The 13,792-nt window shown below is 41.3% G+C and carries 15 protein-coding genes; 13 read left to right on the top strand and 2 right to left on the bottom strand.

Annotation, left to right across the window (positions count from 1 at the left end; translation table 11 throughout):
• The 4 genes from GO009_RS15805 to GO009_RS17990 form a co-directional block, all read left to right on the top strand.
• Window positions 1-845, top strand: an 845-nt coding sequence (locus tag GO009_RS15805) for an aminotransferase class V-fold PLP-dependent enzyme (protein WP_163627613.1), incomplete at its 5' end; no start/stop codon positions are given.
• Between the two features lie 233 nt (window positions 846-1,078).
• On the top strand, window positions 1,079-4,033 hold the full coding sequence (locus GO009_RS15800) for a M16 family metallopeptidase (RefSeq protein WP_203532469.1): 2,955 nt from the start codon (window positions 1,079-1,081) through the stop codon (window positions 4,031-4,033).
• Between the two features lie 570 nt (window positions 4,034-4,603).
• The gene (locus GO009_RS15795; protein ID WP_163627611.1) at window positions 4,604-5,158 is read left to right on the top strand and encodes an AAA family ATPase; all 555 of its coding nucleotides are present in this window, start codon (window positions 4,604-4,606) and stop codon (window positions 5,156-5,158) included.
• A gap of 80 nt (window positions 5,159-5,238) precedes the next feature.
• Entirely contained in the window at window positions 5,239-5,412 is a 174-nt protein-coding gene (locus tag GO009_RS17990; protein WP_203532468.1) for an SUMF1/EgtB/PvdO family nonheme iron enzyme, read from the top strand.
• Window positions 5,413-5,778: 366 nt separating this feature from the next.
• Here GO009_RS17990 and GO009_RS15785 read toward each other — a convergent pair whose 3' ends face one another.
• Window positions 5,779-6,309: an NAD(P)H-dependent oxidoreductase gene (locus GO009_RS15785; RefSeq protein ID WP_163627609.1), complete on the bottom strand. Its 531-nt coding sequence runs from the start codon at window positions 6,307-6,309 to the stop codon at window positions 5,779-5,781.
• A gap of 96 nt (window positions 6,310-6,405) precedes the next feature.
• On the opposite strand from GO009_RS15785, the gene GO009_RS15780 reads away from it, so the two are divergent.
• On the top strand, window positions 6,406-6,762 hold the full coding sequence (locus GO009_RS15780) for a helix-turn-helix domain-containing protein (RefSeq protein WP_163627607.1): 357 nt from the start codon (window positions 6,406-6,408) through the stop codon (window positions 6,760-6,762).
• Between the two features lie 68 nt (window positions 6,763-6,830).
• On the opposite strand, the gene GO009_RS15775 is transcribed toward GO009_RS15780, so the two are convergent.
• Window positions 6,831-7,220 carry a helix-turn-helix domain-containing protein gene (locus tag GO009_RS15775; protein WP_163627605.1) on the bottom strand — a complete coding sequence of 130 codons (390 nt, stop codon included), beginning with the start codon at window positions 7,218-7,220 and terminating at the stop codon, window positions 6,831-6,833.
• A gap of 91 nt (window positions 7,221-7,311) precedes the next feature.
• On the opposite strand from GO009_RS15775, the gene GO009_RS15770 reads away from it, so the two are divergent.
• The 8 genes from GO009_RS15770 to GO009_RS15735 all read left to right on the top strand — a co-directional run bounded on the left by GO009_RS15770 (window position 7,312) and on the right by GO009_RS15735 (window position 13,677).
• The gene (locus tag GO009_RS15770) at window positions 7,312-7,959 is read left to right on the top strand and encodes an NAD(P)H-dependent oxidoreductase (RefSeq protein WP_163627603.1); all 648 of its coding nucleotides are present in this window, start codon (window positions 7,312-7,314) and stop codon (window positions 7,957-7,959) included.
• Between the two features lie 137 nt (window positions 7,960-8,096).
• A complete protein-coding gene (locus tag GO009_RS15765; protein ID WP_163627601.1) occupies window positions 8,097-8,549 on the top strand; it encodes an AraC family transcriptional regulator in 453 nt (150 codons plus the stop codon).
• 43 nt (window positions 8,550-8,592) lie between these two features.
• Window positions 8,593-9,027 (top strand): VOC family protein, encoded by a 435-nt coding sequence (locus tag GO009_RS15760; RefSeq protein WP_163627619.1) that lies wholly within the window; start codon window positions 8,593-8,595, stop codon window positions 9,025-9,027.
• Window positions 9,008-9,463 (top strand): DUF1569 domain-containing protein, encoded by a 456-nt coding sequence (locus GO009_RS15755; RefSeq protein WP_239057494.1) that lies wholly within the window; start codon window positions 9,008-9,010, stop codon window positions 9,461-9,463. The genes GO009_RS15760 and GO009_RS15755 overlap by 20 nt, the downstream gene beginning before the upstream one ends.
• Before the next feature lie 35 nt (window positions 9,464-9,498).
• Window positions 9,499-10,539, top strand: a complete 1,041-nt coding sequence (locus GO009_RS15750) for an alpha/beta hydrolase (RefSeq protein WP_163627599.1) — start codon at window positions 9,499-9,501, stop codon at window positions 10,537-10,539.
• 270 nt (window positions 10,540-10,809) lie between these two features.
• Window positions 10,810-11,388: a Crp/Fnr family transcriptional regulator gene (locus tag GO009_RS15745; RefSeq protein WP_163627597.1), complete on the top strand. Its 579-nt coding sequence runs from the start codon at window positions 10,810-10,812 to the stop codon at window positions 11,386-11,388.
• A gap of 73 nt (window positions 11,389-11,461) precedes the next feature.
• A complete protein-coding gene (locus GO009_RS15740) occupies window positions 11,462-12,676 on the top strand; it encodes an MFS transporter (RefSeq protein WP_239057493.1) in 1,215 nt (404 codons plus the stop codon).
• 2 nt (window positions 12,677-12,678) lie between these two features.
• Entirely contained in the window at window positions 12,679-13,677 is a 999-nt protein-coding gene (locus tag GO009_RS15735; protein ID WP_163627593.1) for an aldo/keto reductase, read from the top strand.
• The last annotated feature ends 115 nt before the right edge of the window (window positions 13,678-13,792 follow it).

Genomic DNA, 13,792 nt, shown 5'->3' with positions numbered 1-13,792 from the left:
CCATGCATGCCCATGGAGGGGTCTGTTTTTTTGACTTTGCAGCATCCGCTCCCTATGTGGATATCGATATGCATCCCAATGATCCGGAATGTCGGATGGATGCCATTTTCTTTTCGCCCCATAAATTTCTGGGAGGTCCCGGAGCCTGCGGGATTTTGGTGTTCAATAAAAACCTTTGCCAAAATGAAGTGCCCGAGATCCCGGGAGGCGGCAATGTGAAATGGACCACGCCCTGGGGAAAACATAGGTTTTTTGAGGATTTGGAGATCAGGGAAGATGGGGGCACACCGGGTATCATCCAAACCATTAAGGCCGCCCTTGCCATACAATTGAAAGAAAAGATGGATACCAGATTTATGGCCATAAGGGAACAGGCTTTGCTGGGGCTTTTTCGGGATGAGCTCAAGGATCTTGGGGAAATACAATATTTGGGGAATGAGGATGCCCAACGTATCGGCTGTCTGTCCTTTAACCTCAAGGATATCCATTATAACCTGGTGGTCCGTTTGCTCAACGACCGCTTCGGGATCCAGGTCAGGGGAGGGTGGTCGTGCGCAAGCACCTTTGCCCATTAYCTTTTCGGGCTGGACCGGGCAAGGTCTTCACAGATCATGGAGGACATTGATGGGAAAGACCTYCGAAACAAACCAGGATGGGTCCGTGTCTCCCTACATCCCATTATGGACGCTGATGATGTAAGATATATTACCGGGGCCCTTCGGGAAATTGTGCGGAACAAGGACGAATGGGAAAAAGATTATCAATACAATCCCAAAAACAACGAATTTGAATATGTCCACGGGACCTATGCAAGTATCGGACACCTTTCTTTTTTTGAATTGTAACCCTATGCTACACGAAATTTTGAAATACCATAGTAATGAATAATAAAACAACAAGTGAATAAAAAGTAGTCAGAGCCTTATGGGAACAAGATTGTACAGGCTATTGTGCATCAAAATCCTACTTCCATAGAGCCTTTCATTTTTCTTTTTGAGTTAGTTAGGGGCTGCCCACTTTTTGGGTGGCTCCTCAAAAAGAAAATGGCAAATCAGTAAAATCAATGAAAAACAGATATATGAAATCAAACTCATTTAGATTGAAAGGCATGCTAACGGCATGCATAGTTTTTTTAGTTTCGGGTTGGGCACTTTCCCAAAAGGTCGAATACGAATGGGAGAAAGCTACTTCCAACGGGTATTCCTATGAATATGTGACCCATGATCCGATGAAAACCCGGTTTTATACGTTGGACAATGGTCTAAAGGTCGTGCTCAGCGAAAACCACCGCACCCCTAGAATCGCCGTGAATATTGCCGTTAGGACGGGGAGTAATTCCGATCCAAAGGAGCATACGGGCCTGGCCCACTATCTGGAGCATATTTTATTCAAGGGAACGGATAAATTCGGTTCACTGGACTGGGAGAAGGAAAGGCCCTTATTGAATAAAATCGAGGCCTTGTACGAAAAGCACAATGCGACACAGGATACCGCGATGCGCAAAAAAATATACCAACAAATAGACAGTATGTCCCAAATAGCTTCACAGTATGCCATTGCTGGGGAATACGATAAATTGATGACCGATATTGGTTCTGAGGGTACCAATGCCCATACCTGGATGGAAGAGACCGTTTATAAGGAGAATATCCCCTCCAATGCCATCGATAAGTTCTTGGCCGTACAGGCGGAGCGTTTTAGAAACCCGGTGGTGCGGTTGTTCCATACGGAATTGGAGGCGGTATATGAAGAGAAGAACAGGTCCTTGGACAATGATGGACGAAAAATGAACGAGGTGATGAACGATGCACTTTTCCCGACCCATAACTACGGGCAACAGACCACTATAGGAACCATTGAACATCTTAAAAGTCCATCCATAACTGCTATAAAGAAGTATTATGAAACATATTATGTCCCAAACAATATGGCCGTTATCATGGTAGGGGATTTTGATGCGGACGAAATGATAAAAAAGGTTGATGAACATTTTTCCTATATGCGTCCCAAACCCTTTGAAGCGTATGATCCCGCTCCAGAGAAACCGATGGAGTCGCCCTTGGAAAAAGAAGTCTACGGACCTAGTCCTGAGCAGGTCAGATTGGCATGGCGTTCTCCAGCAGCCTATACGAAAGATGCTGAGGCACTTAATTTGATCACAGCCATACTGAACAATGGAAAAGCAGGGCTTTTCGATATCAATATCAACCAAAAACAAAGAGTACAGGGTGCATATAGTTGGTTGCTGCAATACAAGGACCATGGTGTTTTTATGGTCGGTGGAGGACCTAAACAGGGACAGACCCTTGAGGAGGTGAAAACCATTTTAATGGCTGAGTTGGAAAAACTAAAAAAGGGTGATTTTGACCAAGACCTTTTAAATGCGATAGTCGCTAATTATAAACTACAGGAACAAGAAGCCCTGAAGTCGAACAATAGCAGGTTGAACGCTCTTCTAAACGTTTTTATTAAAAGTAACAACTCGGCATGGGCAAATGATGTGGCATCCCTTGACACTATGTCTGAGCTCACCAAAGAAGATATTGTTAAGGTAGCCAATGCATATTTGTCAGAGAATTACCTCACCCTTTACAAAAGGCAGGGAGAGGACGAAAATGTGGTGAAAGTAGTCAAACCACCGATTACGCCCATTGAGACCAATGCGGGAAAGGAGTCCCAGTATGTCCAAGCCATCAAACAGATGGAGGTGGCACCCATACGGCCTAAATGGATCAATTTCGAAAAGGACTTGGATATCGATAAAGTCGGTCCCGCGGACTTGTTCTATATACAGAATACGGAAAATGATCTTTTTACCATGGAATACCGATTCGAAATGGGGTCGTACCACAATAAATATTTGCCCTTGGCATTAAGTTATCTCAATTATTTGTCCACCGATACCTATACCTCGGAAGAAATCAATACAAAGTTATATGCGTTGGCCAGCAACTATAGGGCAAGCGCCTCATCGGAACTTACCCGTGTCACTTTTACCGGGCTTCAAGAAAACTTCGCCGAAGTCGTCAGTCTCTTTGAACATGTAATCCAAAACTGCAAACCTGATGAGGAGGCATTGACCAAATTGAAGGAACGGATTTTGAAGGGGCGCTCGGACAGTAAGTTGGAAAAACGCAATATTTTGCAAGGGTTGACCAATTATGCCACATACGGACCAAATAACCCATTCAATGATGTGCTGTCAAATGAGGAGATATTGACCATGACTTCCCAACAATTGATCGGAATTCTCCAAGGGCTATTGGATTTTGAACATAATGTCATCTACTATGGCCCCATGCCCAAAAGGGAATTGAAATCATCATTAACCTCCCTCCATTCCTTCCCCGGTTCTTTTGAACCCTATCCGGAAAAGACCACATATACCTATACCACACAAGATAAAAATCGTGTGTTGTTTGCCGATTATGATATGGTCCAAAGTGAAATCCAATGGATACGTAATGTTGAAAACTACGATGCTGAAAAAGAGCCAGTAATCAAGCTGTTCAATGCTTATTTTGGAGGAGGTATGGGTTCTGTGGTTTTCCAGACAATTCGAGAATCAAAGGCCTTGGCCTATGCTACCTATGCCCATTATGCCATTCCTTCCAAAAATGAACGTATGTTTAGAATGATGGCCTATGTTGGAAGCCAATCCGACAAGATGCTACAGGCCGTTGATGCCATGGATGATCTGTTGGATGAACTCCCCTTGAACAAAAAGGAATTTATTGCCAACAAGGCGGCTATCAAACAATCAATAGCAACCCAACGTGTAGTGGAAATTGAACCTATTTATCACTATTTTGAGGCCAAGGAGAAAGGGTTGGATTATGATATGCGAAAAAAGGTGTATGAAGCCATTGATGATATCACCTTGAACGAAGTCCGGCAATTTCATAAGGAGAAATTGGCCGATAAACCCTATACATATTGTATTATTGGGTCTCAGGAGAGAATCAGTGAAGATGACCTAAAAAAAATTGGTGAAGTGGAAAAGTTGACCCTTGAGGAAATCTTTGGCTATTAGCCCCCCTTCAACGGATTGACTTGGATTCCAAATATGGATTGAAAACCAGAAAATAAATATTTTCTGGTTTTTTATTTAGCTAAAAATAAAAATTGACCTTGATGATTTATGGTTTTTTTCTACTATAAATATAAAACCCAAAAAACTCCATCGATTAATTATGACCCAAATTCAGTTCAATTCCAATCATAGCCATGAATTCTTTGCAAGCAATTTTTTTATGGATAAGGAGGGTGTTTTTACATAACGCTTAACATACAGAAATTTAAAGCTTTGAGAACTAATCCGTTTCCAAAGTGTTCATGCTAAATTGATTCCAATTCGAAAGACATAAAATAACAGTTGGTTTTTGCAGATTAAGTGCAATAAACTGAGAATCCATAGAGTAAATCGATTTTAAGTTCACCATACAAGACGAAAAAATAGTCAAAACACACTGGATAAATAAAGTCCGTCCCAGCAATATTACAGATCTTCCTTCGGCATGCACAATTCCCAATAAGTTTGTAGTTTTACAGACTGTTTTTGAAGGTAAAAGCGAGTACCACCATACCAACCCATTAAACCGAATTGAATAATTTTCCATTTTACGTCATTACAGGCGGCCCGGGAGTGGGCAAAACAACCCTTTTACAGGAACTAAAAAATAGGGGCGTGATCGTTGTGCCCGAAATAGCCCGCGAATTGATTAAAGAACAGCAGAACCTAGATGGTGAGGCCCTTCCTTGGAAGAACAAAAAGCTTTACATGGAACTGATGTTTCAGCGTTCCATTGAAAGCTTTGAAGGGATTGTCGAAGGTTTCAAGGGCAATATTCCAATATTCTTCGACCGGGGCTTTTTAGATGCTTTGTGCTATGCAGCACTGGAAGGCATTCCCATTGATCAGGAAATGAAAACATTCGCAGAAACCAACAGATACAACGGCAAGGTTTTCATCCTGCCCCCATGGAAGGACATCTACCAAACGGATGCACAGCGAAAGCAGGATTGGAACGAAGCTGTGTTCACCTATAACAAAATGATACAGACCTATCGCGGGTACCAATATAATCTCATTGAGGTTCCCAAGGCATCTGTGGAGGAAAGAGCGGATTTCGTTCTTGACCATATTAAGAGCAATTGACAGGCCAAGCCCTAGTTTTCTCTTTGTTGATTAAATTCCAATGGTCAGCCCCAGGAAGTCGTACAAAAGGAACCCAACCCATGGGGCTTTATGATATGTTGGGCAATGTATGGGAATGGTGTTCAGACCTCTATGACGAAACCGACTATGGGATATACCGTGTTTTGCGTGGCCGCGGTTGGTTCGACCAAGAACGGAGTGTCATGCCCACAACACGGAGAAGAAGCCATCCCCCTTTTGTTCAAAATAGATGATTTAGGCTTTAGAATCGTAAAAAATAAATGAAAAACGACCCGTTAAAAGTTTGCAAGCGCAATGGGACAAATTTTCCCAAACCTCCAATACCCATTATGCCACCCTTTTGCCACAATAGGACGAAAAGTGTTCATGTAACTCTTAATTTTCGGGATGCTATAAATTCTGAATGGACAAGAAATGGCTCCTAAAATTTCGTGTTCCTACATAGACAATTTTTGGCAGGCATAAGATGACTTAGCAGATGTTACTTCAAAAAAGTACAGTGTTCAAAAGATACAGGTCGGGTATCTGGACCGTGCTATGAATTCAAAATAAAAGAGACTGTTATGCGTCATACTGACCAAACCAATCGACATAAAATTTTAAAAAGAATTTAAAAAGTCAAGATATTTTGGAACACTTTTCTCGATCCATTCCTTTGATGAATTTAGCTCGATTCCATAATACGCGAAAAATGGACGGTAATCGGCTTTTATATATTCAAAGGTCAACTCAAAAGGACGAAGCAATTCTTCCAAAGTGTATTTGTATTTTCCCGTTGGGTGATATTCATTTTCATCAATTCCAGCCGAAACCGCCAAGGCGATTTTCTTCCCCCCAACCTTATAACCACTCTTGCTGCCATAAGCCCAACCATAGGTGAGCACTTCATCGAACCATTTTTTAAGGAACGGAGGACAATTGAACCAGTAGTAAGGAAACTGAAATACAATTTTATCATACTTTTCTATCAGTTCTTGCTCTGCCGGAACATCGATTTCTTCGTTGGGATAGACCTCGTGCAATTGATGGACATAAAAAGTCTCAGGATATTTCTGCAACTCTTCAATCCATCTCTTGTTGACTTTTGAATCTTTTATATTTGGATGCGCAACAATTATCAATGTCTTCATGTTTTATCAAACTAAATTTGAAAACCAAAAATAGTTTGCAAACAGTAATTTTACACGTTTACAACCAATTGTAGGGTACTATAAAAAATGTAAGTAATGACCAAAATAAAAGAAACATCAACACATTTCGAAAACAAAAAAATACTGGAACAGGAATGTTTGGAGGTATATGCTTCAAATATCATAGGAGGTCAATGGGCTTTATCGATATGTTGTTATTTGATAAACGGAAAACATAGGTTCGGAGAATTAAAAAAACGGTTACCAAACATAACTGAACGAATGCTTACCTTACAACTTAGGAAATTAGAGCAAAATAAAATTGTAAAGAGAACAGTCTATGCAGAAGTCCCGCCCCGTGTGGAATACGAACTAACTACAATTGGATATGAACTAAGGTCAATTATACGGGAACTTGAAAAGTGGGGAAGAAAACATAAAAAACTCGAATAAAAATTACATACTTAGTTAAGCTACCCCTAAAACCAAACTGTTTGAAAAGTAGCTATATGGCGTCACTTTTATTGGGATGGGCCTAGGGAATTGTACAAAAATTCCCCGTTTTCGCTGACTACCTGGTTTCCCCATTCTGTGATCGCTTCCAAAACCGGAACAAAGCTTTTCCCCAGATCGGTTAAACTATAAACAACCTTTATGGGTGGCTTTTTTCCATAAACCTTCCTTTTTACCAAGCCATCCTTCTCCAGTTTTTTTAGCTGTAGACTCAAGGTCATTTCTGTAACAGTGGGCATTTCCTTGTGGAGTTCATTATATCTTTTCGGTTTGTCCCTTAAATGGTAAAGTATGACGGCTTTCCATTTTCCGCCCACCAGATCCAACGTAAGGCTAATGGTACAGGGGTATACCTTCCCGTTCAATTTCACACAATCACCGATACATTCTGTGTTCATTTTTCCATTTTTTTAAACCTATCCATTTCGATAGTTATTGCAAACATAACCAACTAAAGTTAGTTTTGAAACTAAAATAATTATAGTACCTATGAAAATCCTGATTATCCTAGCACATCCTGAAACAAAAAGTTTTAATTCGGCATTGTACGACACTGCAATCGATACTTTAAAAAAGAACGGACATGAGGTAAAAACATCCGATCTCTACAGGGATAATTTCCAACCCGTAAGTGATGAAAGAAATTTTACACGCTTGAAAAATGGAACATTCTTCAAGCAGCAATATGAAGAACTACATGCCGTTGAGCAAAACACCTTTTCCATTGATGTTTTATCAGAGCAGGAAAAGGTGGAATGGTGCGATATCATGATATGGCAATTCCCATTGTACTGGTTCTCCGTACCCGCAATTTTGAAGGGTTGGGTCGATAAAGTTTTCGCTATGGGCAAATTCTACGACAATGGTAAAATCTATGACAACGGATTCTCTGTCGGTAAAAAGGCCATGCTATCGGTAACAACGGGTGGACCAAAAAAATACTACATACCGGAAAAATACGGTGACATGAATTCAATCCTGTTCCCGATACATCGTGGGATACTCGAATTTTTAGCGTTCACCGTTCTTGACCCGCACATTATCTATTCCGTGGACCGGCTCACACCCGACGAGCGAAAAACAAAATTGAACGATTGGTCGGAAAAACTGATGGCACAATTGGCCGAATTGGAATGATGTACAAGAAACCCAATAGGTCCATATCATTACTGATTTAACAGTTCCTTTAGCTGTTTCAAGTTGTTAAGTATTATTAAATTAACAAGTTATGGGACAAAAAATTTATAGTTTTAGGAACATAACATCCATTGATTATGATAAAAGAAGAGTATCCAAAAGTCTATTTATACAGAAGAATAGTCCAGGCAAAACTATTTATTGACTCGAACTTTATGCATAAAATAGATGTTGATGATATTTCAGATGAAGCTTTTTTTTCAAAGTTCCATTTTATCAGACTTTTCAAATCCATGTATGGAAAGACTCCACATCAATATTTGAAATCCGTTAGAATTGAAAAAGCCCGACAGTTTTTAAAAGAAGGCAAATCAGTTACCGAAGCCTGTTTTTCAGTGGGGTTTGATAGTTTGTCCTCTTTTAGTGGTTGTTTCAAAAGAATTGCCGGGGAATCACCATCCAACTATTCAAAGCAACAAGAGATGGTCAAAAAGAACATTGACAAAAAACCCTTGGCGTTTGTTCCAAGTTGTTACGCATATCAACACGGCTGGTTGGAAAATAGCAATTTTGAAGAAGCAAGCAAATAAACCATTGCTGAAATTGCAAACACATTAACACCAAAGAAAAGTGATGATTACAAAAATGACGGTTACCAATGTCAACGTTATCGACCAAGATAGTGCTTATGATTTCTATGTAAACAAATTAGGGTTCAGGGTAGTAGATGATATTCCAATGGGGCCGGGTACTAGGTGGTTAACGGTTTCGCCGCCCGAACAACCCGATTTGCAAATTGTACTGTTTCCAGTTACCGTAAGCAAAATGTTTCCCAAAGAGGTAGCGGAAAATTTGATCGATCTGATCAAAAAGGGCATATTTGGCTGCGGGGTTTTCACTTGCAAAGATATTTTCGCCACATATGAAGAACTAAAGGGCAAGGGAGTGGAATTCATCAAACCACCGACCAAGGAATTTTATGGTACGGAAGCATTGTTCAAAGACGATTCAGGCAACTTCTTTTCCCTACAACCCATAAATAATTTCAATGATGAAGAACATTCATGATCCCGTGGTTAGAGAGCAACTGATCGAGCGCATTGAAAAGATCGATGGGGACAAGAAAGCCCAATGGGGCAAAATGACCGTTTTTCAAATGCTCAAGCATAACACCTATTGGAACGGCTGGATCCTTGGCACGGAAGACCACACGTACAAACAGGCATTTCTAGGGAAGATATTCGGTAAAATAGCCTTGAAAAGAACGATCAAGGATGAAAAACCCTTTGACAGGAACATCCCTACCCCAGAGCAGTTCAAGGTCAAGGAACTAAGTGGGGACCTGGAAGCTGAAAAGGCAAAATGGATCTCATTGATCCACCAATATGGTAACTACAGCAACCCTGATTTTGTGCATGGTTTTTTTGGGAAAATGACCAAAGAGCAGATCGGTATACTGGTCTACAAACACACCGACCACCATTTGAGACAGTTTGGAGTTTGAACTGTAAAAGCAAAACCGTAAAAAAAGGAAATACAATGAAGAAGATCTTGCTTACAACAATTTTACTATACCTGATCACAGGCTGCAAAACGGATACCAAACAACAGGACCATCAAGAAATTGGATTCGATGATTTTTTTGTGAAAAGCACAGATGGCGTGCAGATTTTTGTTAGGGAGTTTCAAACCGGAGCACAAGAACAAATAAGCGAATATCCCTTGATCCTGATCCATGGAGGTGGTCCGGGGGCCATCGCTTCCTTTGATTTGGATGTTCCCAACGGTTCATTTGCAAAAGACTTGGCAAAAAAGGGTATTAAGGTATACCTGATGAACATTCGGGGATGGGAAAAATCCACCTTGCCCACTTACAATTTAAGTGACAGTACCGTCGTAGTCGGAAATTATAAAGAAGCAACCCAAGATATAGAAAGTGTCGTAGAATTCATCAGAGAAAAGGACAAGGTGGACAAAGTATCCTTGTTCGGTTGGGCAACCGGGGGGCATTGGGGAGGAAATTATGCAGCTGAAAACTCCGATAAACTAGCGGGATTCATTTCCCTTAATTCATTGTACGGGACCAATGCTCCTTGGGAATTGAAGCATTTCTTTTGGCAAGGGTCAGACTCCACCAAATTCAATAAAACCGGATTTTTTAGGGCATCCGACAAGGAAGGACTTGTCAGGAAGTGGACTTCCACTATCCCAATTGAGAACAAACAAGATTGGAGGGATTCCTTGGTCATGGAAGCATATCGAGCCACGGCTGTTAGTTTTGGTGAGGATAAGACCACAATGAAGGTTCCGGGCGGGTATCGGGAAGAATCCTTTTATATGTCCAATGGCAGAAAATATTGGGATGCATCATCAATAACCTGTCCTACGTTGATCCTGAGAACTGATTTGGATTTTTGGTCAAGACCCCAGGATCTTGTCGCCATTGAAAAAGATTTAACAAACAGCAAGAGAAAAAGGATTAAAACCATCAAAGGAACCCACTATGTTTTTTTGGACAGAGATGAACGGGGAAGAAGAGATTTGATAGATGAAATTGTGAATTTTTTAAAAGAACAATAACGGTAGATAAAAGTGTAAAATCCCGTTCAATTAGAATCGTAGGTCAATACTGGAAAAAGTCAAATCCCTCTAATTACAGCGCAATGGTCCAAAAAATTAACCATGCCACAGTATAGACGGAAAGGCAATCAACCATCAACACCAAAAAGTAACCCATCCTCAATCTCCCTGTACTTCGTATATTTAAATACATTTAAAATCAACCCTAAGGTGAACAGGCTACGTATGGGTCTGGTACCTTTGCAATGCAAGAAAACGCAAATGATATAAATGAACAAACATCCATTAAGAAAACAAATAGAGGAAATAGTACAGTTGACCGATGATGAATTTGAATTTGTACTGGAACACTTTCCAAAAAAAACGTTCAAAAAACATCAAATTGTTCTACATGAGGGCGACTATGCCCCATTTGATTTCTTTGTACTGAAAGGATTGATGCGCGTTACCAAACTGGATGATGACGGCAAAGAACATATTTTGCAGTTTGGCATGGAAAATTGGTGGATCACGGATTCAGAAGCGTTTCACCATAAAACCAAAGCAACTTTGATCGTAGACTGTCTTGAAAATACCGAAACACTTGCCCTGACCTTGGACAATAAAGAAAAGTTGATCAGGGAATTGCCCAAAATGCAGACTTTTTTCCTCAAAAAAACAACCAATGGCTATATCGCTTTACAAAAACGAATCCTCTGTTTTTTAAGCAGTAATGCCAACGACAGATACCACAATCTCATTACCCTATACCCTGGTTTGATGCAACGTGTGCCCAAGTCCATGATCGCATCTTACTTGGGGGTCACACGGGAAACATTGAGCCGATTGACCAAAATCGAGCTCCAATGATGTGACATTCCTCACATCAAATCTTTGACAAATGTCCTGTGGAACAAAAAATGCTTCACAGAACTTTGTCCCAATGAAAAACAACAGCGTATTAACCGTCCGCCAAATTAGAATGCCCATTGCCATTTGGGCTTTGGCCGTAAGCGTATTTGCCATTGGAACCACCGAAGTTGTGATGATCGGTCTCTTGCCGACCATCGCCAAGGAGTTTTCCATTAGTATCGCCTCCACCGGATGGTTAGTGACTTCCTACGCTATGGGTGTAGCCATTGGCGGGCCAATTGTAGCGGCTTTTACCAATACGGTCGATCGTAAAAGATTGCTGCTCACCATTATATTACTTTTTGTGGTCAGCAATGGTCTGGCTTCGGTTTCATCCAACTTCAGCCTATTGCTTATTGCACGGGTTTTATCTGGGGTCGCCCACGGCGTTTTTGTCGGTATTGGTGCAAATATTGCCAGTAGTATGGTTCCCAAAGAAAAAAGAGCGACGGCAATTGCAATTATGTTCACCGGGCTGACCGTTGCCATGGTGACCGGTGTTCCGCTCGGCACTTATATTGGTCAACAATTCGGGTGGCGTTTTACCTTTGGTGGCATTGCAGGCATAGGGTTTCTTTGCCTGTTGGCCAACCAACTCTGGCTGCCCAAAAACATAGAAAAAGGAGCGCCAATTGGACTCAGGGACCAGTTCAAGGTCTTGAAAAACAGGTCAATGCTCTTAGGTTTCTCGCTGACGTTATTTTCATTTGCCGCACTCTTCGGAACGTTCACATTTTTACCCCCTCTGTTGGACAAAATTTCAGGGTTCACCGAAAACCAGATTACACTGATCCTATTGCTCTATGGTGTAGCCGTTGCCCTCGGAAACCTAATGGGCGGAAAGCTTTCCAATGAGAAGCCCGCCAGGACACTGATTTATTTGTTCACCGTACTATCCATCGCCTTTGGGTTGATGTACCCACTTTTACCCTACAGGACCACTGCCCTTATTTTGGTCGCAACGATGGGTTTCATAGGATTCGGGACCGTGCCCGGCATGCAATTGTACGTGATTCAACTTTCAGAAAAATACCTGACCGGAACCGAAGATGTTGCTTCGGTCTTGAATATTTCCGCTTTTAATGTAGGAATAGCATTGGGGTCATCCACTGGTGGAATGCTCATTTCCAGATCATCGGGTCTATTGTCGATTACTTTGATGAGCGCGGTGTTTGCGCTCATCGCAATCCTAATGGCAATCATAAGTATACAAAGAGAAAATCAATATCAACATAAAAACAAATAGTAATGGAATACAGAAATTTAGGGAATTCAGGATTGAAAGTACCCGTATTGAGCTTTGGAACAGGTACTTTTGGGGGAACCAACGAATTTTTTCAGCGTTGGGGACAAACCGATGCAGAGGAAGCCACACGACTCATCGATATTTGCCTTGATAGGGGCATCAACTTTTTTGACACGGCCAATGTCTATTCCCTTGGTGATTCGGAACTCGTATTGGGCAAAGCGCTAAAAGGGAAAAGACACAAAAGCATTGTCTCTACCAAAGCAACGTTCCAAATGGGCGAACAACCCAACGAAAAGGGGTCGTCACGATACCATTTGATGAACGCCCTTGAAGACAGTTTAAAACGATTGGGCACGGATTATATCGACCTGTATTTAATGCATGGTTTTGACCGGAACACACCAATTGAGGAAACATTGAGGACCCTTGACACTATGGTAAAGAGTGGCAAGGTGCGGTACATCGGTTGTTCAAATTTTGCCGCTTGGCAGCTGATGAAATCACTTTCCGTGTCAGAAAGGGCAAATTTGGAAAAGTATATCATCTACCAAGGCTATTACTCACTGATCGGCCGGGATTGCGAACAGGAACTCTTTCCCCTTTTGGAAGACCAAAATATGGGATTGATGGTTTGGAGCCCTTTGGGTTGGGGACGATTGACGGGAAAAATAAAAAGGGGAATGGAAATGAAGGAAGGTAGGATAAAATCGGGCGGAGATGTGGGGGCACCACCTGTTGAGGATGAGTTCCTATTTAACGTGGTTGATGCTATGGAAAAAATAAGTAGTGAAATCGGAAAATCCATTCCACAGATAGCTATCAACTGGTTGCTTCAGAACAAAAGAGTTTCGAACATTGTCATTGGCGCAAGGAACGAAAAGCAATTGCTCTCAAACATTGATTCCGTCGGTTGGAATTTGTCCGAAGAACACCTAAAGCTTCTTAATGGGATATCAGAGCAAGCACCGATTTATCCGCATTGGGTCGGGGACAGATAGTAACTTAGGGCCATAAAAGCCCATTTCTTGGCGCGATACGGTTAAAATGTCCCATTACAAGTTACAAGGGTTTTGTGAATCCATATACCTTAATCTGGGCTTGGCATATGGAAAA

The sequence above is a fragment of the Allomuricauda sp. TY007 genome, assembly GCF_010468565.1.
Lineage (GTDB): Bacteria > Bacteroidota > Bacteroidia > Flavobacteriales > Flavobacteriaceae > Flagellimonas.
This window is presented reverse-complemented; position numbering and strand designations above follow the sequence as displayed.